The 22,262-nt window shown below is 70.9% G+C and carries 20 protein-coding genes; 11 read left to right on the plus strand and 9 right to left on the minus strand.

Annotation, left to right across the window (positions count from 1 at the left end):
* Positions 1–48 precede the first annotated feature (48 nt).
* Genes SPR02S_RS40180 through SPR02S_RS40195 form a run of 4 tightly spaced genes read right to left on the minus strand, consistent with a single transcriptional unit; the run spans position 49 to position 4,258 of the window.
* The gene (locus tag SPR02S_RS40180) at positions 49–462 is read right to left on the minus strand and encodes a DUF742 domain-containing protein (RefSeq protein ID WP_026151290.1); all 414 of its coding nucleotides are present in this window, start codon (positions 460–462) and stop codon (positions 49–51) included.
* 22 nt (positions 463–484) lie between these two features.
* Positions 485–922 (minus strand): roadblock/LC7 domain-containing protein, encoded by a 438-nt coding sequence (locus SPR02S_RS40185; protein WP_019062684.1) that lies wholly within the window; start codon positions 920–922, stop codon positions 485–487.
* Positions 919–3,435, minus strand: coding sequence for a sensor histidine kinase (locus tag SPR02S_RS40190; protein ID WP_026151291.1), 2,517 nt, complete (start codon positions 3,433–3,435; stop codon positions 919–921). Before SPR02S_RS40190 ends, SPR02S_RS40185 begins: the two co-directional genes overlap by 4 nt.
* 49 nt (positions 3,436–3,484) lie before the next feature.
* Complete coding sequence (locus SPR02S_RS40195) at positions 3,485–4,258, minus strand: MHYT domain-containing protein (RefSeq protein ID WP_019062686.1); 774 nt, start codon at positions 4,256–4,258, stop codon at positions 3,485–3,487.
* Between the two features lie 152 nt (positions 4,259–4,410).
* Here SPR02S_RS40195 and SPR02S_RS40200 point away from each other — a divergent pair, with 152 nt between their 5' ends.
* From SPR02S_RS40200 to SPR02S_RS40210, 3 genes are all read left to right on the plus strand, one after another.
* Positions 4,411–5,010, plus strand: coding sequence for a class I SAM-dependent methyltransferase (locus SPR02S_RS40200; RefSeq protein ID WP_026151292.1), 600 nt, complete (start codon positions 4,411–4,413; stop codon positions 5,008–5,010).
* A 257-nt stretch (positions 5,011–5,267) separates the two neighbouring features.
* Entirely contained in the window at positions 5,268–5,564 is a 297-nt protein-coding gene (locus SPR02S_RS40205; protein WP_026151293.1) for a hypothetical protein, read from the plus strand.
* Between the two features lie 135 nt (positions 5,565–5,699).
* On the plus strand, positions 5,700–6,686 hold the full coding sequence (locus SPR02S_RS40210; RefSeq protein ID WP_019062689.1) for a hypothetical protein: 987 nt from the start codon (positions 5,700–5,702) through the stop codon (positions 6,684–6,686).
* 328 nt (positions 6,687–7,014) lie between these two features.
* Here SPR02S_RS40210 and SPR02S_RS40215 read toward each other — a convergent pair whose 3' ends face one another.
* Positions 7,015–7,197 (minus strand): tail-anchor membrane protein, encoded by a 183-nt coding sequence (locus tag SPR02S_RS40215; protein WP_019062690.1) that lies wholly within the window; start codon positions 7,195–7,197, stop codon positions 7,015–7,017.
* A gap of 133 nt (positions 7,198–7,330) precedes the next feature.
* The gene (locus SPR02S_RS40220; RefSeq protein ID WP_019062691.1) at positions 7,331–8,395 is read right to left on the minus strand and encodes a fatty acid desaturase family protein; all 1,065 of its coding nucleotides are present in this window, start codon (positions 8,393–8,395) and stop codon (positions 7,331–7,333) included.
* A gap of 376 nt (positions 8,396–8,771) precedes the next feature.
* On the opposite strand from SPR02S_RS40220, the gene rox reads away from it, so the two are divergent.
* Complete coding sequence (gene rox / locus SPR02S_RS40225; RefSeq protein ID WP_026151294.1) at positions 8,772–10,196, plus strand: rifampin monooxygenase; 1,425 nt, start codon at positions 8,772–8,774, stop codon at positions 10,194–10,196.
* On the opposite strand, the gene SPR02S_RS57385 is transcribed toward rox, so the two are convergent.
* Positions 10,193–10,912: a sterol carrier protein domain-containing protein gene (locus SPR02S_RS57385; RefSeq protein WP_052347121.1), complete on the minus strand. Its 720-nt coding sequence runs from the start codon at positions 10,910–10,912 to the stop codon at positions 10,193–10,195. The two genes, rox and SPR02S_RS57385, sit on opposite strands and share 4 nt — an antisense overlap.
* 175 nt (positions 10,913–11,087) lie before the next feature.
* Between SPR02S_RS57385 and SPR02S_RS40235 the strand changes: the two genes are divergently transcribed.
* Positions 11,088–12,434, plus strand: coding sequence for an esterase-like activity of phytase family protein (locus SPR02S_RS40235; RefSeq protein WP_019062693.1), 1,347 nt, complete (start codon positions 11,088–11,090; stop codon positions 12,432–12,434).
* Positions 12,435–12,457: 23 nt separating this feature from the next.
* On the opposite strand, the gene SPR02S_RS40240 is transcribed toward SPR02S_RS40235, so the two are convergent.
* A complete protein-coding gene (locus SPR02S_RS40240) occupies positions 12,458–12,709 on the minus strand; it encodes a hypothetical protein (RefSeq protein WP_019062694.1) in 252 nt (83 codons plus the stop codon).
* A 342-nt stretch (positions 12,710–13,051) separates the two neighbouring features.
* Positions 13,052–14,218, minus strand: a complete 1,167-nt coding sequence (gene xylA, locus SPR02S_RS40245) for a xylose isomerase (protein ID WP_019062695.1) — start codon at positions 14,216–14,218, stop codon at positions 13,052–13,054.
* 186 nt (positions 14,219–14,404) lie between these two features.
* Here xylA and xylB point away from each other — a divergent pair, with 186 nt between their 5' ends.
* The 6 genes from xylB (at position 14,405) to SPR02S_RS40275 (ending at position 21,980) form a co-directional block, all read left to right on the plus strand.
* The gene (xylB, locus tag SPR02S_RS40250) at positions 14,405–15,850 is read left to right on the plus strand and encodes a xylulokinase (RefSeq protein ID WP_019062696.1); all 1,446 of its coding nucleotides are present in this window, start codon (positions 14,405–14,407) and stop codon (positions 15,848–15,850) included.
* Positions 15,851–15,878: 28 nt separating this feature from the next.
* The gene (locus SPR02S_RS40255; protein ID WP_019062697.1) at positions 15,879–17,135 is read left to right on the plus strand and encodes an ROK family transcriptional regulator; all 1,257 of its coding nucleotides are present in this window, start codon (positions 15,879–15,881) and stop codon (positions 17,133–17,135) included.
* Positions 17,136–17,324: 189 nt separating this feature from the next.
* Positions 17,325–18,809 (plus strand): APC family permease, encoded by a 1,485-nt coding sequence (locus tag SPR02S_RS40260; protein WP_026151295.1) that lies wholly within the window; start codon positions 17,325–17,327, stop codon positions 18,807–18,809.
* Positions 18,806–19,819 (plus strand): acetamidase/formamidase family protein, encoded by a 1,014-nt coding sequence (locus tag SPR02S_RS40265; RefSeq protein ID WP_019062699.1) that lies wholly within the window; start codon positions 18,806–18,808, stop codon positions 19,817–19,819. The genes SPR02S_RS40260 and SPR02S_RS40265 overlap by 4 nt, the downstream gene beginning before the upstream one ends.
* 76 nt (positions 19,820–19,895) lie before the next feature.
* A complete protein-coding gene (locus SPR02S_RS40270; RefSeq protein ID WP_019062700.1) occupies positions 19,896–20,495 on the plus strand; it encodes an N-acetylmuramoyl-L-alanine amidase in 600 nt (199 codons plus the stop codon).
* A 207-nt stretch (positions 20,496–20,702) separates the two neighbouring features.
* Positions 20,703–21,980: a GAF domain-containing protein gene (locus SPR02S_RS40275; RefSeq protein WP_019062701.1), complete on the plus strand. Its 1,278-nt coding sequence runs from the start codon at positions 20,703–20,705 to the stop codon at positions 21,978–21,980.
* Positions 21,981–22,262: the final 282 nt, after the last annotated feature.

Here is a 22,262-nt window from a genome sequence, read left to right on the forward strand (position 1 = left end):
GGGTGCACAAGTCGGCGTCGTACGCGTTCGAGTGGTTCTGAAGTTTCTTCACAGTGCCCGTAGTCCCTCGATCACCTCGCGCAGAATCCGTTCGTCGGGCAGCTGCGCGGGCGGCACCGGACGGCTGACGGTGACGCAGCCGAGCTCCAGGAGGTCGCCCAGAAGCACTCTGACCACCCCCAGCGGAAGGTCCGCTCCGGCGGCGAGTTCGGCGACGGACTGCGTTTCTGGGCGGCACAGGTCGATGAGGGCCCGGTGTTCCGGTCCGAGCGCGGTGTCGTCGTCGAAGTCGGGTGCGCCCACGTCCAGCGTGACGAGCGCGATCATGTCGAAACGCACTCCTGTAGGGCCTGATTTGGTACGTCCGCCCGTCATGGCGTAGGGGCGGACGAGAGGCCCTGCTTCCTGGTCGTACCACTGGCTGCCCGGCTCTTGTTGGGCGCCGGTCGTGTCCTCGGTCATCGGAGCGGATCGCCCTCTCGCCTCATCCGGCTGCGGGCGGCCGCGCACCGACGCGCGGCGGCGTGTAGAGGTGCTCGCCGACGCGCTTGACCAGTCGTGCCATCTCGTACGCCACCAGGCCTATGTCGGCTGTGACGGCGGTGAGGACGGCGAGGCAGGAGCCGTCTCCGGCCGCGGCCACGAACAGGAACCCATCGTCCATCTCCACCATGGTCTGCCGTACTCCACCGGCTCCGAAGTGCCGTCCCGCGCCCTTGGCCAGGCTGTGGAATCCGGAGGCGACCGCGGCGAGGTGTTCGGCGTCCTCGCGCTTGAGATCGGTCGACGCGCCGACGGCGAGGCCGTCGTTGGACAGCACCACGACATGCCGTACTTCGCTCACGCGCAGCACCAAGTCGTCCAGCAGCCAGTCGAGTTCACCGGACCGCTGGGCGGCCCTCATGCTCGGGTCCTGGATCACGCGGGGTCTCCTTCGCTGCTGTCGCTGCCCGTTGCGGGGCCTGGGGTGGCACCACGGCCCGGTTGCCTGCCGCCACCGCGCGTCCAGCCTTCGCGGTAGGCCGCCATCCGGTCCCGTACGACCTCCGGAGTGCGGTGCTCGTCGCGTGCGGCCGCCGGTGCCTGTTCCCGTTCCGCGGCGGGCTGTTCGCGGAGTTGGGGGGCGAGGTTCGCCTGGCGTACGCGGCGTGGGAGGTCGTCGGTCCCTTCGGTGTCCTCGGGGGGACGGTGCAGTCGCAAGGTGGTGACTCCGGGAGGCGGGATGTCGTTCGCCGACTCCACCCCGGCCCGTGGGGAGACCGCCAGGGCGGGCCGGTCGGCCGTGGCCGGGACGGACTCCTGGTGCTGCGGTGCGGTGGGCACGCGCGCGTACTCGCGTTCCACGGCGCGCTCCCCGTCCTCGACCGCCGCGCGCGGGGCACGTTCCGCCGCACCGCCGTGCAGCAGCGCCGTCGGCAGCAGGACAACCGCCGTCGTACCGCCGTAGGGCGAGGTCCGCAGGTGCACCTTGATGCCGTGGCGGGCGGCGAGCCTGCTGACCACGAAGAGGCCGAGCCGGTCGCTGTCGAAGAGGTCGAGGGCCTCGGACTGCTCGATGCGGCGGTTGGCGTCGCCCAGGGACTCCTTGCCCATGCCGAGGCCCCTGTCCTCGACCTCGACGGCGTAGCCGTTGCCCACGGGTTCCCCGGTGACCCGCACGCGTGTGTGCGGCGGCGAGAACTGGGCGGCGTTCTCCACGATCTCGGCGAGCAGGTGCGTGAGGTCGGCGACGGCCGCACCCACGACGGACGCCTCGGGGAGTTGGCGTACCTCCACGCGCGCGTAGTCCTCAACCTCGGAGACGGCCGCGCGGACGACGTTGGTCAGGGAGACCGGCATACGCCAAGCCCGGCCGGGTGCCGCTCCGGAGAGGATGATCAGGCTCTCGGCGTGCCGTCGCATTCGGGTGGTGAGGTGGTCGAGACGGAACAGGTCGCTCAGTTCGTTCGGGTCCTCTGAGCGGCGTTCCATGCGGTCCAGAAGGCTGAGTTGACGGTGTACCAGGACCTGGCTGCGGCGGGCGAGGTTGACGAAGACCCCGGAGATGCCGCTGGCGAGTTCGGCACGTTCGACGGCGGCGCGCAGGGCGGCGCGGTGCACAGTACCGAGGGCTTCGGTGACCTGTCCGATCTCGTCCTCCGAGGGCGACCCGGGCGGGGCCTCCGCCCTGACGTCGATCTCCTCCCCCGCACGCAACCTCCGCATGGCCTCGGGGAGTTTGTGGCGGGCGATCCCCAGGGCGTCGTTGCGCAGGCTCACGAGTTCGACGACGAGGCCGCGTCCGATGCGCACCGAGATGACGAGCGACGCGATGACGGCGGCGAGACCGAGCAGGACCGCGGCACCGGCGGAGGTGAGCAGCCCTCGGGTGAACGGATCGGCGCGGTCCGCGACCCCGCTGCCCGCGTCCGACTCGATGGTGCGCATGCCGGCCTGCACGCGTGCGTGCGCGCTGTTCCAGGTCGTCTCCGGAGCCGCGGCGATCGCCCGGGTGCCCGAGCTGGTGGCGAGGACCTTGTCCTCGACGGTGCCGACCGCGGTGTAGGCGCTGGTGTCGGCGAGGTTCTGCCAGGCGGTACGTTCCGAGCCGGTCAGGTCCGCGACGGCGGAGTCGGTGAGGGTGCGTCGGGTGGCGACGGCGCCGGTGAACAGCCTCAGCCGCTCCCCGTCGAGCCTGCCGTCGAGACGGGCACCGGCGAGCATCACGTCCTCCTGGGACAGCGATTCCCCGGCCCGGGAGAATTCGAGGAGCACGCGCGCGTCGGATCCGAGGTCGGCGTCCGGGATTCCGGTGAGCGCCCCGCCCACGGCGAAGGCCGTCGCGATGGTCTTCGTGTACTGCCCGTAGGTCTCGTCCCATCCCGCGCGGTGGCCGAGCACGTCGGCCCGGAGCGACCGCAGTTGCTCGGCTCCGGTGACGAAGGCCTTCAGTCGTCGGGCGACTCCCGCCGGCAGTTCTTCGCCGTCGGCAACGGTGTTGTCGTCGCCCAGCCGCAACCGTGCGACCGCCCGGTCCGTGCTCGCCGCCAGCTTCTTCAGGTCACCGCTCTGCTCGGTGTCGGGGTCGGTCGCGTAGCGCACGGCGGCCGACCGCTCGTCCTGCAGTGCCGCGACGGCTGCCGCGACCGGGCTGCGCACCGCGGAGTCCACGCGCTGCAACTGCCGTAGCCGGGAGACGTCCTGGGCGGTGCTGACGGTGGCGTACGCCCACAGGGCGAGCAGGGAGACGACCGGCACCATCAGGAGGCAGACGATCTTGGCGCGTACGGTGCGGGGACGTATCCGCCAGCGTCCCGCGCGCGGGGGTATGTCCTCCGACGGCGCGTCGAGGGGCTCGTCGAAGAGTTCGTCGGCGGGTGGTCCGGCGTGCGCGCGACGACCGCGCACGGGCGGCGTCTCGGCGCCGGCTCTCGGGGTCCTACGGGGGGTACGCATGGCCTCCTCGCTCGGAAGTGGTTCTCAGGGGCGTGCTGCGCGGGCCGGGCTAGCGGGCGAGGCTCTCCACCGGCCGCTGGGCCGAGGCGGTGGCCTCGCGTTCTCCCGTGGTCGGCGACAGTGCGACGAACGCCGAGGTCAGGAACAGGTAGGACCCGAGGCCTACGGCCAGCGGGAAGATGAACTGCATCGCCGTGGCACCCGGCAGGACTGCCCCGGAGGGGGTGACGTGGACGCGCACCGCGAACATGCCGGTGTAGTGCATGCTGCTGACGGCCGCGCCCATGACGAGGGAGGCAGCGGTGACCGCGACGGGCGACTTGATGTTAAGGGCCGCCCACAGGGCCGCTGTCGCCGCGACGACGGCGATGAGCACGGAGAGCCCGACGAGCATCGGGTCGTAGCTCACGCCACCGTGCAACCGCATCGCCGCCATGCCCAGGTAGTGCATGCTCGCGACGCCCAGTCCGGTGGTGAGGCCGCCGAGGAAGAGCGCGCGGCCCCGGTCGCGGCCGTAGCCGACCGCGAAGACACCCGCGCAGACGACGACCATGGCGACGAGGAGGCTGAGCACGGTCAGTGGCACGTCGTAGCGGATGTCGGTGCCGCTGACGCCGAAGCCGAGCATGGCCACGAAGTGCATGGTCCAGATGCCGGTGCCGAGCGCGGAGGCCGCGGTGACGAGCCAGTTGCGGCGCGACCGGCCGGTGGCGCCGAGCGCGCGGACGGTGCAGCGCAACCCGAGTGCGGAGCCCATGCAGGCCATCACGTACGACAGCGCGGGGGTCAGCCAGCCGAAGGTGGCGTGGTCCAGGTGTCCCATGACCAGGGGACGCTAGTAGGGGCACGGGTGCACAAAGGGGGCGCATTTCGAAAGGTGTTGCAATGTGACACAGAGAGGTGCCTGAACGACCGCGTCACGCTCGAACATGTGCGCCGAAGCGTCATCCGTGTCGGTGAGGGATCATGCCGAACATGAGCGACGACCACACACATGTCCAGGAGTTCTTCGGCGCACGCGCCGCCGACTGGGACAGCCGCTTTCCCGACGACGGCCCCGCCTACGCAGCCGCGGTAGCCGAACTCGGGCTGCGCGCGGGAGACCGGGTGCTCGACGCGGGGTGCGGGACGGGACGCGCGCTGCCGCCGCTCCGTGCGGCCGTGGGACGGTCCGGAGTGGTCGTCGGGGCCGATCTCACCCCCGCCATGCTGGAAGCCGCCGTACGGGCCGGACGCGGCCGTGACGGGCGTCTGCTGCTCACCGACGTCGCCGCGCTGCCGCTGCGGTCCGAGTCGCTCGACGCCGTGTTCGCCGCGGGCCTGATCGCGCACCTGCCCCAACCGGAGGAGAATCTGCGGGAGTTGGCGCGTGTCGTGCGCCCCGGCGGCTCGCTGGCCTTGTTCCACCCGATCGGCCGGGCCGCCCTCGCGGCGCGTCAGGGGCGGCAGATCGGACCGGACGACCTGCGCGCGGAGCCCAATCTCCGTCCGCTGCTTGCCGGTTCGGGGTGGCGCATGACGTCGTACGTCGACGAGGACGCCCGCTTCCTGGCATTGGCCGTGCGCGAGAGCTGAGCCCGCGCGCCTCCCGGGAGTTGGACGGTCCCTTCCGGCGCGGCAGCCTCACCATCTTGCGGGCTACGAGCCGGGCCGAACTGACCTGACTCCGCGCCACGTTGGTATCACTCGACGGCCGACCCGTCTCCGCGCGGGGCCTTCGACGCGCTTCACCGCAACGTTCCTCTTCTGTCGCCGCAACTCCAACTCTACGTTGGGTAGCAGTAGATGAACGATCAGCGACAGAAAACCACGCAGGGGGAAGGGTGGTCAGCATGTTCGACAGGCCCCGCAAGACCTTCGCCAGATTTCTCACCTCCACGCGCGCGGCGGCGAGCAGCGCCCCGGAGGGGCGCCCGCACAATCTCTTCGAGGCCGCGGCCGTCTATGTGTCGGCCCGCGCGGAGGACGATCAGGACCGGATCGACGAAGCCGCGGGCTGGGTGTCGCCGGAGGCGCTGTCCTTCGGGGTGAGCGAGCTGGCGTGCCGGGCCGTCGTCGCGCTCGCGAGGGAGCGTGACGAGTCGCCTCGGACGGTGGCTCGTGCGCTTCTTGGGCTCCCGGCGGCCTGACAGTTCGGGTTACCGGTGGTCATTTCGCCCTGTCCAGACGGAAAACTGCAGCTCCGGGTGTACTTGGGAGTCGTGACAACGGGCTTCCGCGCACACTAGGGTGCGCGCGATTGGACGAATGATGGGGAGGCTGGGATGGCCGACACGGACGAAGAGGCCGTCGCCGCCGATGACGATGCGCTCTACGTGCTCACGGCGGTACTGCTGACGCCGGCGAAGTTCCCGAGTGTGCTGGGCGACGACTACCCGGAGGCCTGTGCGGCGCTCGGTATGGCGCCGCTCGCCGACGGGTACGGCCTGGTGATCGGCCAGGACGGCGACGGGGCGCGGTGGACGGTCGTCATCGACGACGTGTCACTGGTCGCGGTCGCCATCGCGTCCTGGGACTGCGGCATGGAGTACGACCTGTCGCCGAGCGAGCGCACGGTGGTCGCCGCCCTCCCGGGCTGGCCGCTCGCGGTCGCCGTCGCGGCTCCCAATGTGCCCCCGCCGCACGACCCGCACCCCGACCTCGTGGACCGGCCGCCGCTGGCCCCGCCGGACACGACCATCTGGGGTCCGGCCCAACGACGGCTGGGCGCCGACGAGATCGCGCTGCAGTGGGCCATGTGGCGGGAGCAGATCGACGACTCGACCTTCTCGGCGCAGGAGGCGCAGGGGCCGCAGGAGGCTCAGGACGCGGCGGGCGACGCGTCGAAGACGGACGAGGCCGCTTCAGACACCACCCCGGAAGACGCCACCCTCGCCACCCCGGCCACCCCCGCCGCCGCGTCCGAGGCGGACGAGACGCCGCCGGACGACAACGCGTCGGACAGCACCTCCGCGGGCGGCACCGGGGAAGGCCCTCAGACGGGCCACAGCGGGATCCGCCGCGTGCTGACGGAGGTCCGCGCGTACGTCGACACCCCGCCACCCCTGGGCCGCGTCAGATCGTCCTTCGCACCGGGCGACGCACGCACACTGCGCGCCGACGGCCCCGGCTGGTCTTTGGTGGCCCGGACCGACGACATAGCGTTCGTCCTGCTCGACGACGAGCCCGGCGAGGTCCTGCCGGTGGGCCGGGGCCCCGAACTGCCCGGACTCCTGGAAGCACTCGACAAGCTGGCCGTACGGCCGAGTTGAGCCCTTGGGCGCGGATCCGTGGTCCGTGGTCCGTGGGGCAGTTGGCAAGATCCGTCCAGGCTGGACGAGCGGAGCCTGGACGGGCGCATCCGGCCGACGTGAACAGGGCCCTACGCACGCGTGACCGTGCACTGTCCACGGGGCACGCATGCCCCGTGCCCCCGCCGGTAGCCGTCCCGGAACCGCTACCGAACTTCACCCTCCTCGGTCAGTGGACGGTGCTCGCCCGAGCACCGTCCACAGGGCTGTTGTCGACAGTCCCGCGAACGGTGCTGTGCCGTGCTCCGCCCCTGCGCGCCGGGCGGGAACACGGTCCGGCATCGGTGCGTCAGCGGCCGATCTCCTTGCCCGCCACACGGCGCAGCCGACGCCGCTGCGAGGGGTCCAGTGTGAGATAAGCGGCCGTCGGCACTCCCACGACGATCAGGAATGCGACCCACCAGGGCAGCCAGATCAACAGGATCAGTCCGACCGCCACTCCTCCTACGGCGATCTTCGCGCTCTTCGACATATGTCGCCTCCTCCGCGGCCGCAGCCGCTCTCTGTTCTGAAAACGGGTCCGCGCTCCCCACAGTTCCGGATCGCGACCCTGAGACATCCCTGAGGCGCTTCCCCTACTGGTACCCGGGTCGTCGGCTTCTCCGTCACTCCGTCCACTCCATGCGCAGCGGCTCTCCCACCTCGTGGAGGTGGCGCAGGGCCTGCCGGTAGGAGTCGACGAGCCCGGTCTCCACGTAGGGGATACCCACATCCTGACAGTGGGCGCGCACCAGGGGCTGTGCGAGGTGCAGATTGGGTCGCGGCATGCTCGGGAAGAGGTGGTGTTCGATCTGGTAGTTGAGGCCGCCGAGGAACCAGTCGGTCAGGACGCCGCGACGGATGTTCCGCGAAGTGAGGACCTGGCGGCGGAGATGGCCCCACCGTTCGCCGTTCGGGTCCGGCATCTCCATGCCCTTGTGGTTGGGTGCGAAGGCCAGGCCGAGGTGCAGGCCGAACAGGGCCTGATGGAGCGCGGCGAACGCGAGCGCCTTCCCCGGGGACATCGAAATGAGCAGCAACGTCGCGTAGGCCACGACATGGCTCACCAGTAGGGCGCCTTCGACGGCCCGCTCTCGACGGGGCTGGCGCCGCAGATCCTGGAAACCGTGGACCTTCAGGGCGACGCCTTCGAGCAGGGTGAGCGGAAAGAACAGCCATGCCTGGTTGCGGGTGAGCCAACGCCGGAAGCCTGAGCGGTCCTTGGCCTGCTCGCCGGTGAAGACGAGGACGTCCGCCACGACGTCCGGGTCCTTGTCGATGTGGTTGGGGTTGGCGTGGTGGCGGTTGTGCTTGTCGTTCCACCAGGAGTAGCTCATCCCCAGCAACAGGTTGCCGTGGATCAGGCCGATGAGGCGGTTGGCACCTTTCCCGCCGGCGATCTGGGAGTGGCCCGCGTCGTGGCCTATGAAGGCCGTGCGAGCACCGAACACGGCAAGCAGCGGGGCCAGAAGCAGCGTCAGCCAGGAGTCGCCGATCAGGACGATGCCCGTGACGATGGCGCCCAGCGCAAGGGTGTTGGCGGCGATACAGCGTGCGTACCAGGCACACCGCCTATCCAGTAGACCTCTGCCCTTGACCGTGCGCAGGAGGGGCGCGAACTCGCTTCCTGGGGGCGCCGCGACGGCATCCCCCGGATCATGTGCGCCGACGACTGCGGTGGGCTGGGACATGTCCGGTCTCCGGCTCTCTCAGGCAACGGGCTGACCTGAGCAAACGTACGAATCGGTGACCAGTCGCGACCATGGCGGCACCCCCCGTGTTCGTACGGGGGTCAGCCGGGTCCTCGCAGGGGGGTTGACGACACCCTCACCGACCCGGTCCCCGGAGGACGGGCTTACGGAGAAGTGCCCGGAAAAACGCGATGGCAAGGAGCTCATCCACTCCTTGCCACACCCAAGGTATAGCCCACCCGGGGGCTTGCGGCAAGGCCCGGGTCGTCCCTCAGACTGGCCGACCAAGGCCCGGACCTGCGGAAACGAAAGATCCTCGAAGCACAGGCCCGCCGAGCGGGCGACCGGAAACCAATCTCGTTGGATGGGCGTTCTGATGATTGACGTGATCGTGGTCGGCGGCGGACCGACCGGCTTGATGCTGGCCTGCGAATTGCGGCTGCACGGCGTGCACGTGGTCGTGCTGGAGAAGTTGACCGAGCAGACCGGGGAGTCCCGCGGGCAGGGTCTGCACGCGCGCAGTGTCGAGATCATGGACCAGCGCGGCCTCCTCGACCGGTTCCTCGCGGTCAGTGAGAAGTTCCAGGTGGGCGGTCTCTTCGGGGGCATCGTCAAGCCTTGGCCGGACCGGTCCGACACGGCTCACCCGTACGGCGTCGCCACCCCGCAGCCGGTCACCGAGCGGCTGTTGGAGGAGCGCGCCGTCGAACTCGGCACCGAGATCCGGCGCGGCTGCGAAGTGGTCGGGTTGAGTCAGGCCGAGGACGTGGTGACCGTCGGGTTGGCGGACGGCGCGCAGTTGCGCTCGCGCTACGTCGTCGGATGCGACGGTGGCCGCAGCGCCGTGCGCAAACTCCTCGGCGTCGGTTTCCCCGGCGAGCCCGCGACGGTCGAGACGCTGCTGGGCGAAATGGAGGTGGCCGAGGATCCTGCCACGATTGCCGCGGTCGTCGAGGAAGTCCGCAGGACCCAGCTACGGTTCGGCGTCAGCCCCGGCGAGAACGGCGTGTACCGCGTCGTCGTGCCCGCCGACGGCGTTGCCGAGGACCGTGCGACCCCGCCGACCCTCGACGACTTCAAGCAGCGGCTACGGGCCGTCGCGGGCACCGACTTCGGCGTGCACTCGCCGCGTTGGCTGTCCCGGTTCGGCGACGCCACCCGGCAGGCCGAGCGCTACCGGGTCGACCGGGTCCTGCTGGCCGGGGACGCGGCACACATCCATCCGCCGACGGGCGGGCAGGGGCTCAACCTCGGTGTGCAGGACGCGTTCAACCTCGGCTGGAAGCTGGCGGCCGCGGTCAACGGCTGGGCTCCGGAAGGGTTGTTGGACAGCTACCACACCGAACGACACCCCGTGGGTGCCCGGGTGATCGGCAACACGCGCGCGCAGATCACGCTCCTGGGGACCGATCCGGGTGCGACCGCACTGCGGGAACTGTTCTCGACACTGATGGACTTCGAGGAGGTGAACCAGTACGTCACCGAGATGATCACCGCAGTCGGGATCCGCTACGACTTCGGCGAGGGACATGACCTGCTCGGCCGACGGCTGCGCGACGTGAGGCTGAAGCAGGGGCGCCTCTACGAGTTGATGCGCACCGGCCGAGGGCTCCTGCTCGACCAGACCGGCAAGCTCTCGGTCGCGGGGTGGGCGGATCGCGTCGACTACGTAGTCGACGTCAGCGAGGAACTGGACACACCCGCGGTACTTCTACGTCCGGACGGCCACGTGGCGTGGGTCGGTGACGACCAGGAGGAACTGTTGAGCCGGCTCCCCCGCTGGTTCGGCGCCGCCCACTAGGCGCTTCCCCACCCGCTGTCGTCAGTACGCAGGGAACGCCCAGCCTCCCGGGTAGAACGGCTCCCGGTCCGCGCGGAACGCCGTCGTCGCCCGGGACAGGGCTCCGGCTCGCAACTCCTCGACGAGACCGGCCCCGGCGAGGGACGCGAGCGTGGTGCCGCCGAGGAAGGCCGCTCCGAGTTCGGCAACCGGTAACGGCCCGTGTTCCAGGGGCAGAAGGCGTCCTCGATGTCGAGGACGAGATCCAGTGTGCCCGCGTAACGCCGTGCCTCCAGCGCTCGGTCGACGTCGATCAGTCGCACCCAGAGGCGATCGACCGGCGTCGACCGCGCGGCACGCGGATCGGTCAGCAGGTGCGCCGGCGGCTCGTCCACCGCCCCCTCGTACTCGATCCAGGAGACCAGGTCGATACCGGCGAGGAAGCGCCACAGGGCGGGCGTACGCCTGCCGGGAGGCGGTCGCCAACTCCGACGGACCCGTATCGCGTTCCCGCCGCCTCCTGATGCGTCCTGCTTGATCCGGTAGAGGGCGTATCCCGTCGTCCGGCCGTCCGCGTCGTGGTGAAGCGCGAAACGCGACGCGCTCGCGCCTCCGCGTTCCTGGAGTCGGATGGTTCCGTCGCCGAAGTCGGTTCCGGGACGGAAGCGGACAGCGCGCTTGTCGCAGCGGAGGCGTGCTCCCTGGGTGGCCGTGCGGAGGAGGTAGGGATCATCCACGGCGCCTGTTTAGCCGACAGCGCCACAGGACGCGATCGAATTGCAGCCGCCCCCTCGCAGGCGCCACGCCCGCCCGACAAGCGGCCGACACCCTGGATTCACCTCGCCGTCGAGCACCGTTCCTCATGACGCCCAACCCTGGCCGCTGTCAGCGAACTTGTCCTCAGGAGGCCCGATGTCCCCGCACGACCTCGTCCGACGCCGCGTCCGTCGTCCCGTCGCGGTGGGTGTGCCGCTCGCCGTGGTGGTCACCCTCGTGGCGGCCGGTACGGCCGTGGGAGCCCCCGCGAAGGCCGAGGCCGCCCATGTCACGCGGACGGCGACGCTCGGCGACATTCCGCTCGGCGCGTTCAGCAACGCGCTGCTGCCCGGGACGGTGGGCAACGACCGGGGAGTGGACCTCGGCGGTATCGGCAGCGATATCTACCCGGCCGGCCGCAAGGGCGAGTTCTGGACGATCACCGACCGCGGGCCCAACAGCCAGATCAAGGTCGGCGGGACGAAGCGCCGTACGTTCCCCGTGCCCGGTTTCGACCCGGCGATCGTGAAGATCCGTGTATCCGGAGACACGGTGAAGGTCCTGGACGCCATCCCGATCACCACGTCCTCCGGGAAGGCCGTCACCGGGCTGTCGAACCAGCAAGGGCGCGACGAGGCGCCGTACTCCTACGATGCGCAGACGGCGCTGTCGTACAACCCGAACGGGCTGGACACAGAAGGCATCGTGCGCGCCGGGGACGGATCCTTCTGGCTCGTCGACGAGTACGGGCCCTCCCTGGTGCATGTCTCCGCGCGCGGGAAGGTGCTCACGCGGTACGTGCCCAAGGGGCTGCATCTGACCGGTACCGACTACCCCGTGGTGGAGGCGCTGCCGTCCGTCCTGCTGCACCGGAAGACCAACCGCGGTTTCGAGGGGCTCGCCCAACTGCCCGGCGGTGACCTGGTGATGGCCCTCCAGAGCCCGCTGTCGCTGCCGGACGGGGACGCCGGGGACGCGTCGCTCAACACCCGCCTGCTGCGTTTCTCGACGAAGAAGAAGGCGGTCACGGCGGAGTACGCGTACCGCTTCGACCCGGTGAACGTGGTCGACCCCAGCGAGGACGACACCTCCGAGCTCAAGATCTCCTCGGTGGTCGCCGTGGGCGACGACCGACTGCTCGTCGAGGAGCGCACCGACAAGGCGGCCCGGCTCCAACTGGTCCAGCTGGGGCGCAAGTCGAACATCCTCGGTGGTCGCTACGACGACGACACGACGTCCCCGTCGCTGGAGCAGCTCGACGACCCGGCCGCCGCGGGTGTCCCGGTGCTGGCCAAGAAGCTGATCGTCGACCTGGGGACCGTCTCCGGGGTGCCGCAGAAGATCGAGGGCATCGCGCGCGTGGATCACGACACGCTCGCCCTGATCAATGACAACGACTTCGGGATGACGGACGGCGCGGGCGCGTTCGACGCGCAGGGGCGGTTGGTCGACAGCGGCATCGAGACGACTGTGGTGTACCTGAAGCTGCCGCACGGCATCTGAGTCCGCGTCGACTCCTGTGGCAGTCAGCCGAACAGGGACGGGAGCAGGGATTCGATGTCGCTGGGAACCTCGCTCGGCAGCTCCGAGGGGAAGTTCGACGGCAGCGCGGTCGGGAGCTTGGTCGGCAGGCTGGTGGGGAGTTTCGTCGGGAGGGTGAGGGACGGGCTGCGGCTCGTGCTCGCACTGGTCTCGGCGGGCGCCTTCTTGTCCGGTGAGTCATGTCCCCCGGAGGCCATCAGCACGACGGCTACGACGGCCCCGGCTGCCACGATCACGGCTAGCAGGATGAACAGCGGACGGGGGCGCCTGCGGGGAGGCGGTCCGTAGTCCCCGTAGTCACCTCCTGATCCGTGCCCGAAGTCTTCGGGAGGTGGTCCGAAGCCGCCTCCCTGAGGCGGGGTGGCGTCCGGTGGCCCGGGCGGTCGAGGCGGTACGGGCGGCATGGCCATACCGTCAAGGGTCGCCTTCGTGGAGGTCATGGCGCGACCCCCGCGCGGTGGTTGATACGGGCTCATGCCATGGATCGCATGATTCCGGAGCATTCCGCGCGGGGGTCGGTCACGATCGACAACTCACGGACACCGACGGGCTCGTGAGTGACGCACGCGTGCGTGCGGTCAGCCGCGTGCTCCCAGGAGGTGGTCCATGGCGAGCTGGTCGAGCTGCTCGAAGGCCATCCCGCGCTGGGCGGCCGCCTCGATGTCGAAGTCCTCGAAGGCCGAGCGGTCCGCGAGCAGCGACTTGAGGCCGTCCGCCGCGGTCTGCTGCGCCAGCTCGTCCAGACGCGAGGCGCGCAGCGCCTCCTGGACCACCGGGTCGGCGCGGAACGCGGCCGAACGCTCCTTGAGGATCAGGTAGTTGCGCATGCAGCCGGCCGCCGACGCCCACACGCCGTCGAGGTCCTCGGTGCGCGGCGGCTTGAAGTCGAAGTGCTTCGGGCCGGCGTAACCGGCGCTCTCCAGGAGGTCGACCAGCCAGAAGGCGGCACGCAGGTCGCCGTTGCCGAAGCGCAGGTCCTGGTCGTACTTGATACCGGACTGGCCGTTGAGGTCGATGTGGAAGAGCTTGCCCGCCCACAGTGCCTGGGCGATGCCGTGCGGGAAGTTGAGCCCGGCCATCTGCTCGTGGCCGACCTCGGGGTTGACGCCGTAGAGCTCCGGGCGCTCCAGGCGCTCGATGAACGCCAGGGCGTGGCCGACGGTGGGGAGCAGGATGTCGCCACGGGGCTCGTTCGGCTTGGGCTCGATCGCGAACTTGATGCTGTAGCCCTGGTCGGTGACGTACTCGCCGAGGAGGTCGAAGGCCTCCTTCATGCGGTCGAGAGCGACGCGTACATCCTTGGCGGCGCCGGACTCGGCGCCCTCGCGGCCGCCCCAGGCGACGTAGGTCTCAGCGCCGAGTTCGACCGCGAGGTCGATGTTGCGGATCGTCTTGCGCAGGGCGTAGCGGCGCACGTCACGGTCGTTGGCGGTGAACGCGCCGTCCTTGAAGACCGGGTGCGTGAAGAGGTTCGTGGTCGCCATCGGCACCTTCATGCCGGTCGCGTCGAGGGCCTCGCGGAAGCGCTTGATGTGCGCCTCGCGCTCGGTGTCCGAGGACCCGAAGGGGATCAGGTCGTCGTCGTGGAAGGTCACACCGTGGGCGCCGAGCTCGGACAGGCGCTGCACCGTCTCGACCGGGTCGAGGGCACGGCGGGTGGCGTCGCCGAACGGGTCCCTTCCCTGCCAGCCGACGGTCCAAAGGCCGAAGGTGAACCTGTCCTCGGGGGTGGGCTGGTAGTTCATGACGCGGCTCCTTGTTGCTTCGCTGCGACTATTTCGTCATGGCGGTTTACAAATTAGTATGCACACGCAGCTCTGGGAAGGGACAAGGTGTCCCTGAAGGAGTGGGGTACGGGTCACCGCACCCGGACAGCCTTGAAAACACCAGGTCAGAGCCCGCAGAGCCGCGGAAAAAACAGGGAGAGCCCGATGTCAGCAGCCGAGGGTCCGCTCGTCGTCGGCGTGGACACGTCCACCCAGTCCACGAAGGCGCTGGTCGTCGATGTGTCCACCGGCCGGATCGTCGCGAGCGGTCAAGCGCCGCACACCGTCTCCTCGGGGGCGGGCCGCGAGAGCGATCCCCGCCAGTGGTGGGACGCCCTGTGCGAGGCACTGCGCCAGTGCGGGGACGCGGCCCACGAGGCGGCGGCCGTGTCGATCGGCGGCCAGCAGCACGGCCTGGTCACCCTGGACGCCCAGGGCGAGCCGGTGCGCCCGGCGCTGCTGTGGAACGACGTGCGCTCCGCGCCGCAGGCCCGCCGTCTGATCGAGGAACTGGGCGGCCCGAAGGCCTGGGCGGAGCGCACCGGCAGCGTGCCCGGCGCCTCCTTCACGGTCACGAAGTGGGCCTGGCTCGCCGAGCACGAGCCGGAGTCGGTGCGCGCAACGGCGGCCGTACGTCTCCCCCACGACTACCTCACCGAGCGGCTCACCGGACAGGGCACGACCGACCGGGGCGATGCCTCCGGCACCGGCTGGTGGGCGTCCGGAACCGAGTCGTACGACGAGGAGATCCTCCGGCATGTCGGGCTCGACCCGGCGCTGCTGCCCCGGGTGGTGCGGCCGGGCGAGGTGGCCGGAACAGTGCGCGACGGCCACGACCTGCCGTTCTCCAAGGGCACGTTGGTCGCCCCCGGCACCGGCGACAACGCGGCCGCCGCGCTGGGTCTCGGGCTGCGCCCCGGCGTCCCCGTGCTCAGCCTCGGCACGTCGGGCACCGTGTACGCGGTGTCGAAGCACCGCCCCGCGGACCCCTCCGGCACGGTCGCGGGCTTCGCCGACGCGCACGGCGACTGGCTGCCCCTGGCCTGCACCCTGAACTGCACGCTCGCCGTCGACCGGGTCGCGGCCCTGCTGGGCCTGGACCGGGAAGCCGTGGAACCCGGCACGTCGGTCACGCTGCTGCCCTACCTGGACGGCGAGCGCACCCCGAACCTCCCCAACGCCTCGGGCCTGCTGCACGGCCTGCGCCACGACACCACCGGCGGCCAGCTCCTCCAGGCCGCCTACGACGGTGCCGTGCACGCCCTGCTGGGCGCGCTCGACCTGGTCCTCGACGAGGACGCCGACCGCACCACGCCCCTGCTGCTGATCGGCGGTGGCGCCCGGGGCACGGCCTGGCAGGAGACCGTACGGCGGCTGTCGGGACGTCCGGTCCAGGTGCCCGAGGCGAAGGAGCTGGTCGCGCTCGGTGCCGCCGCGCAGGCCGCGGGGCTGCTGACCGGCGAGGATCCGGCCGCGGTGGCCCGGCGTTGGAACACGGCCGCCGGGCCGGTGCTGGACGCCGTGGAGCGCGACGAGGCGACGCTGGCCAGGATCTCCGGGGTACTCTCCGACGCGGCTCCGCTGCTCGAACGGGGGCCGGAAGCCCGTTGACGCACACCGACCGAGGACTGACGGAGGCATGACCGCACCGCTGCACGAGGCGCACCCCGCCGGGTCCGGGCGTGCCCTGCCCGACACCCAGCAGGGCATGCGCCGGCGCAACCTCGCGCGCGTGATGCACACGGTCAGCGCCGAGGGCCCGCTCTCGCGCGCGGCCGTGGCCTCGCGCATCGGGCTGACCCGTGCGGCGGTGTCGACACTGGTGGACGAGCTGATCCGGTCGGGGCTGCTCGAAGAGCTGGGCCCCGAGCGGCCCGGCCGGGTGGGCCGCCCCGGATCGGCGCTCGCCGTCAGCGGGCGCGGTCCGGCCGGGATCGGCGCGGAGATCGGCGTCGACCATCTCGCGGTCTGCGCGGTCGATCTGCGCGGCGAGATACGCGCCCGTGCCGTACGGCACTGCGTGAACCGCGGCCGCTCCCCCGAGCCGGTGCTCGCGGAACTCACCGCGCTGGTACGGCAGGTCGTCGCCGAGGCGGACGCGGAGGGCCTGTGGCCGGCCGGGCTCGCGGTCGCCGTGCCCGGTCTGGTGGCCCGCGACGGCCGGACGGTCGTCCGCGCCCCGAACCTCGACTGGCACGACACGGATCTCGGCACCCTGCTGCCCGCCGAACTCCCGCCCACTGTGGACAACGAGGCCAACTTCGGCGGGCTCGCCGAACTCTGGCTGGGCGACACCACTCCGCGCGACTTCCTGCATGTGTCGGCCGAGATCGGCATCGGCGCCGCGGTCGTCGTCGACGGGGGGCTGCTGCGCGGAACAAGGGGATTCGCGGGCGAGTTGGGGCATGTTCCGGTGCGTCCGGACGGGCCGGAGTGCGCGTGCGGCGGGCGTGGATGCCTCGAACAGTACGCGGGCGAGGAGGCCGTGCTGCGTGCCGCCGGTCTCGAGCCCGGCGCGGACCGGGTCGGTCTGCTCGCGACGCGCGCCGCCGACGGCGACGAGGCGGTACGGGGTGCCCTGCACGACGCCGGTACGGCGCTGGGCATCGCGCTCACGGGCGCGGTCAACCTGCTCGATCCGCAGCTGGTGGTGCTGGGCGGCGCGCTGTCCGGGCTCGCGCCCTGGCTACTGCCGGCGCTGGAGGCCGAGTTGGCTCGGCGCACGGCGGGGCCCGCCTGTCCGGTGTCCGTGTCGCGGCTGGGGCCCGAGGGTCCCCTGCTGGGGGCCGCGCACTCGGTGGTGCGGGCCGTCCTCGACGATCCGGCGGCGGTGGCCGAACGGGCTGGGGAAATCGTGGCCGGCCGAGCTGGGGACATCGCGGCCGAACAGGCCTGAAACACGGCCGAGTTCGCCCGTCCGAGTGATCGAGTTATCCACAGTTCCGCCGTCGTCCACGGAAGCACGGCACGCCCTACTGCCCAACCCGCAAGCGCCGTACCGTGATTCACGCGAGGCGCAGCCGCCGTGTCGTGACGACGGTGTGCGGGTGTGAGTGCAGACGCGGGTGGACGAGGGGGGATTCACGTGTCGGGGGAGACAGTTCAGGGGCTGCGGCGGGATGCCGTCGGGCTGCGTGAGGTGCTGTTTCAAAGTGTCACGGCAATGGCGCCGGCGGCCGCGGTCGCCGCGTCGATCCCGTCGGGCGCGGCCTTCGCGGGCGGCAGTCTGCCGCTGTCGGTGCTGATCGCGCTGGTGGCCTGCCTGTTCACCGCGTCCTGCGTGGCCGAGTTGGCGCGGGAGTTGCCCGCCGCCGGCTCGGTGGCCACCTATGCGGCGCAGGGACTGCATCCGGCCGTCGGCTTCCTGGTCGGCTGGGGATATGTCTTCGTGGAGGCACTGGTCCCGCCGTTGCTGCTCCTCCAACTGGGCTTCACCACGGCGGGCACCCTGCACCAGGAGTGGTCCTCATATCCGGAGAGCCTGTGGTGGCCGTGGGCGCTCGCGGGTGCCGCCATCATCGCGGCTGCGGGCTGGTTCGGCGCGCGTGCCTCGGCCCGCTTCGGCACGGTCCTCGGGGTCTTCGAGATCGTCGTCTTCCTGGTATTCGCCGTCTGGCTGATCGTCAAGGCAGGTGGGGACAACACCCTCTCGGTGTTCGGTACTTCGCACACCGGCAAGGACTACTCGGGGCTCGGCGGAGTCTTCGCCGGCTCGGTCTACACGGTGCTCGCGTTCGCCGGATTCGAGGCCGCCGCACCGCTCGCCGAGGAGACACGGGACCCGCGCCGGACGATGCACCGCGCGGTGCTCGGCGCGGCCCTCGGGATCGGCCTGTTCTACGTGCTGACGACCTACGCCATGACGGTGTACTTCGGGCCCGACCGCTTCAGCGGATTCGGCGCCTCCGGAGCCGCGTCCTGGGAGGGAGTGGCACGCGCGTCGTTCGGGCTCTTCTGGGTGCTGGTGTTCCTGGCCGTGGTCAACTCGACGATCGCCAACGCCAACGCGTGCGCCACCGTCTCGACCCGCACCGCCTTCGCCCTGGCCCGCATCCGGGTACTCCCCCGCGTCCTCGCCACCCTGCACCCACGCCACCGCTCTCCCGTCGCCGGAATCGCCGTGCAGACCGGAGTCGCGGTGGGAGCCGTACTGGGCCTCGGCTTCGGCTACGACCCGGTGACCGCGTTCCTCCTCCTGGCCACGGTGATCGTCACGGTCGTCATCGCCGTCTACATCGTCGTGAACCTGGCCTGCGCGGGCTACTTCCTGCGCCGCAGACGCGAGTTGCTCAAGCCGGTACGGCACCTGCTGGTCCCCCTCCTCGGGATCGTCGCGTTCGTCCCCGCCCTGCTCACCGCGGCAGGCCTCCCGGCCTTCGACTTCGTGACCGAACTGACCGCTCCCGTGTCCTACGCCGGTCCGGTCGTCGGCATCTGGATGGCGGCCGGGGTCGTGGTCCTGCTCGTTCTGCTACGACGGCACCCCGAGCGAATAGCCGAAACCGCACGTGTCCATCTCGACGAAACCGCCTCCACCGGTCATCCGCAGAACGGAGCAGTACAGCCATGAACGACCCCCGGATCCTGACGGTGCGACCCGAACCGGGCGAGTACGCCTGGACGTTCGGCGGCGCCCCGCCCGTGGCACGCATCGCGCCCGGCACGGTCCTCGACCTGTATACGGAGGACTGCTTCGCCGGACGGGTGCGGTCCGAGAAGGACCTGGTGTCCGAGGTGTGCGAGTTCCCGTTCCTCAACCCGCAGACCGGCCCCTTCCATGTGGAGGGCGCGGAGCGGGGCGACACGGTCGCCGTGCACTTCGTGTCGATCGAACCTGCCCGGGACTGGGCCGCCTCGACCACGGTTCCCCTCTTCGGCGCGCTCACCTCGACCCACACCACGGCGACGCTGCAGCCGCCGCTCCCGGAGACCGTCTGGATCTGGCAGCTGGACCGGACCCGCCGCACGGCGTTGTTCCGCGCGCGGGACAGTGACATCGAGGTCGAGCTGCCCCTCGACCCGATGCACGGCACAGTGGGCGTGGCCCCCGCCAATCTCGAGGTGCGTTCGGCGCTGGTGCCCGACGCGCACGGCGGGAACATGGACACGCCCGAGATGCGGGCCGGGGTCACCTGCTACCTCGGGGTGAACGTAGAGGGCGCGCTGCTCAGCCTCGGTGACGGGCACGCCCGGCAGGGCGAGGGCGAGACCTGTGGAGTCGCCGTCGAGTGCGCGATGAACACCGTGGTGATCGTGGAGCTGCTCAAGGGGGTCGCCACACCCTGGCCGCGCATCGAGTCGGACACGCACATCATCTCGACGGGTTCGGCACGCCCGCTGGAGGACGCGTTCCGGATCTCCCAGCTCGACCTGGTGCGTTGGCTGGTGCGCGACTACGGGTTCAGCGAGCTGGACGCCTACCAGTTCGCAACTCAGGCGGTCGAGTCGCCGTTGGCCAACGTGTGCGACACCAACTACACCTGTGTGGCGAAGATCCGGAAGGAATGGCTGCCCGCGCGCGAGACGCATCGCGGACTGCACGCGCGGCTGCGTGAGACCGCGGCGGCATTCCGGCACTGAGAGCCCGCCGCTCACCCCGAAAACCCCGAACACCCCTGACCCGAACGCCCCGAACATCCTTGAAAGGCAACCCGCAGTGGACCGCTCAAGACCGCTCCCCAGCAGGCGGCGCATCCTCAAGGGTGCCGCGCTGGCCGCCGTACCGTACGCGTTACTTCCCGACCCACAGGCCGGCGCGCAGACTCAGGCCGTCGACTATCCGGGGGCCGAGTGGCAGCCGGCGAGCACCTCCAACTACACGGCGTCCAACCGCCCCAGCGCCTATGCCCTCGACTACGTGATCATCCACGTCACGCAGGAGACGTATCCCAAAACCCTGTCCATCTTCCAGAATCCGCAGAAGAAGGTGTCCGCGCACTACCTCGTGCGATCGGCCGACGGGCATGTCGCGCAGTGTGTGCGGGAGGCCGATGTCGCCTGGCACGCGGGGAACTGGGACTACAACACGCGCAGTATCGGTATCGAGCACGAGGGCTGGGTGGATCAACCCGAGTGGTTCACCGACGCGTTGTACGAGCAGTCGGCCAAGCTGGCGGCGGCTACCTGCGCGAAGTACGGGCTCCCGAAGGACCGCGCGCACATCATCGGGCACTACGAGGTACCGGGCACCGACCACACCGATCCGGGGCCGAACTGGGATTGGACGCGTTACATAAGGATGGTCAATTTCGCCTGAGCCGAGGTGGATCCGGGCCGGTTCCGAGTCTGTTCCGAGCACGATGGGGTTCGTTCGGGTCGGCCCTGGTCGAAACGGTTGTCCGGATCCGTCTGCGGAGTAACGATGTGCGCAGCCGTCGCGACGCCGTATCGCTGTCGTGTCGGCGCGGTATCACCGCCATATCGTCGCCGTATCGTCGCTGGATCGACTTCAGGGGAGGCTGAGTTGACCGATCCGTGGGTGGCCCTGGAGCCGGGGGCCGACCCTGCCGAGCGGGTGCGGGTGCTGCGCCGGGCGCACGAGACGTTCGCCGTGGCGGGCACGGTGCCGCAGCCGGTGCGGTCGGTGGTGGCCGATTCCTGGCGGCGTTCCGCGCGGGCCGGTGTCGGTCCCGAGGGCACGGCCAGTGTGGAGCTGACGGACGGTGACCTGGGTGTCTATCGCGCGGAGCATCCGCTGGCGCGGGTGATGCCGCTGATACGGGAGTTGGTGGGCACGTTCGCGGCGGACGGCGAGCATCTGCTGGCGGTGTGCGACGCGCAGGGCAGGCTGTTGTGGGTCGAGGGGGATCCGGCGACCCGGCGCAAGGCGGGCCTGATGAACTTCGTGCCGGGTGCGCGCTGGGCGGAGAGCGCGGTCGGGACGAACGCACCGGGTACGGCGGTCGCCGTGGACCGGCCGGTGCAGGTGTTCGCGGCCGAGCACTTCATCCGGCGGGTGCAGCCGTGGACGTGTGCGGCGGCTCCGGTGCACGATCCGCGCACGGGGCGGGTGCTCGGTGCCGTGGACATCACCGGCGGGGACGGGCTGGCGCATCCGCACAGTCTGGGCTTCGTGCAGGCGGTGGCGCGGGCCGCCGAGTCCCAACTGGCGCTGCTCGCCCCGGAGCAGACGTATGCCGACGGGCCCGAGCTGACGGCGCTCGGCCGGGACGAGGCCCAACTGTGCCTCCACGGGCGCAAGATGAGGCTGAGCCGTCGGCACAGCGAGATCCTGGTGCTGCTGGCCCGGCATCCCGAGGGACTGACCGGCGACGAGTTGCTGTGCGCGCTGTACGAGGACGAGTCGGTGCCGCCGGTGACATTGCGGGCCGAACTGGCGCGGCTGCGGCGGCTGTTGGGCCCGGGCCTGCTCGCCTCGCGTCCCTACCGGCTCACGTCGCCGGTCGAGTCCGACGTGGCGATCGTAGAGCGGCGCCTGGAAGGGGGCGCGGTCACGGGAGCGGCGAGTGCGTACACGGGTCCGCTGTTGCCCGGTTCGCAGGCACCGGCGGTGGTCCGGCTCAGGACCCGCCTGGCCGACGGCCTCCGTACGGCGCTGATCGCCCGCCGAGACCCCGACCTGCTGGCGGACTGGGCGCACGCGCCGTGGGGCGAGGACGACCTCGACGTCTGGCGGGCGCTCGCGGCGATACGGCCGACGGCACCGGTGCGTTCCCGACTCGACGCGCTGGAGTCCGAGCTGGCGGCACCGGTCGCATGGTCACGCCGGGCGGGAAACTGACGTAACTCGCGCCCGGCGCAGGGCACTTGGGGCACGGCCTGCCCTCCGGCACCCGGCACCCGGCACCCGGCACCCGGCACCCGGCCCACCTTCCGGCCTCCGCCCTCCGGCTTCCGGCTCCTGGCTTCCGGTTTCCCGTTTCCGGTCTCCACCTTCCGCCCTCCGGCTTCCGCCCTCCGACACCGGGCTCCCGCCCCCGGCACCCCGGCGCCCAGCGCCCGGCACACCTTCCGGCCTCCGGCTTCCACCCCCGCCTTCCGGCACCGGGCACCCGCCTCCCGC

Origin of the sequence: Streptomyces prunicolor NBRC 13075 (assembly GCF_000367365.1) — a bacterium.
Lineage (GTDB): Bacteria > Actinomycetota > Actinomycetes > Streptomycetales > Streptomycetaceae > Streptomyces > Streptomyces prunicolor.

Coding starts and splice junctions, on each gene's coding strand:
- SPR02S_RS40205 (WP_026151293.1), top strand. CDS start 5,268: ATGTTCGACAGGCCCCGCAAGACCTTCGCCAGATTTCTCACCTCCACG.
- xylB (WP_019062696.1), top strand. CDS start 14,405: ATGTCAGCAGCCGAGGGTCCGCTCGTCGTCGGCGTGGACACGTCCACC.
- SPR02S_RS40215 (WP_019062690.1), bottom strand. CDS start 7,197: ATGTCGAAGAGCGCGAAGATCGCCGTAGGAGGAGTGGCGGTCGGACTG.
- SPR02S_RS40210 (WP_019062689.1), top strand. CDS start 5,700: ATGGCCGACACGGACGAAGAGGCCGTCGCCGCCGATGACGATGCGCTC.
- rox (WP_026151294.1), top strand. CDS start 8,772: ATGATTGACGTGATCGTGGTCGGCGGCGGACCGACCGGCTTGATGCTG.
- SPR02S_RS40255 (WP_019062697.1), top strand. CDS start 15,879: ATGACCGCACCGCTGCACGAGGCGCACCCCGCCGGGTCCGGGCGTGCC.
- SPR02S_RS40200 (WP_026151292.1), top strand. CDS start 4,411: ATGAGCGACGACCACACACATGTCCAGGAGTTCTTCGGCGCACGCGCC.
- SPR02S_RS40190 (WP_026151291.1), bottom strand. CDS start 3,435: ATGCGTACCCCCCGTAGGACCCCGAGAGCCGGCGCCGAGACGCCGCCC.
- SPR02S_RS40235 (WP_019062693.1), top strand. CDS start 11,088: ATGTCCCCGCACGACCTCGTCCGACGCCGCGTCCGTCGTCCCGTCGCG.
- SPR02S_RS40180 (WP_026151290.1), bottom strand. CDS start 462: ATGACCGAGGACACGACCGGCGCCCAACAAGAGCCGGGCAGCCAGTGG.
- xylA (WP_019062695.1), bottom strand. CDS start 14,218: ATGAACTACCAGCCCACCCCCGAGGACAGGTTCACCTTCGGCCTTTGG.
- SPR02S_RS40195 (WP_019062686.1), bottom strand. CDS start 4,258: ATGGGACACCTGGACCACGCCACCTTCGGCTGGCTGACCCCCGCGCTG.
- SPR02S_RS40265 (WP_019062699.1), top strand. CDS start 18,806: ATGAACGACCCCCGGATCCTGACGGTGCGACCCGAACCGGGCGAGTAC.
- SPR02S_RS40220 (WP_019062691.1), bottom strand. CDS start 8,395: ATGTCCCAGCCCACCGCAGTCGTCGGCGCACATGATCCGGGGGATGCC.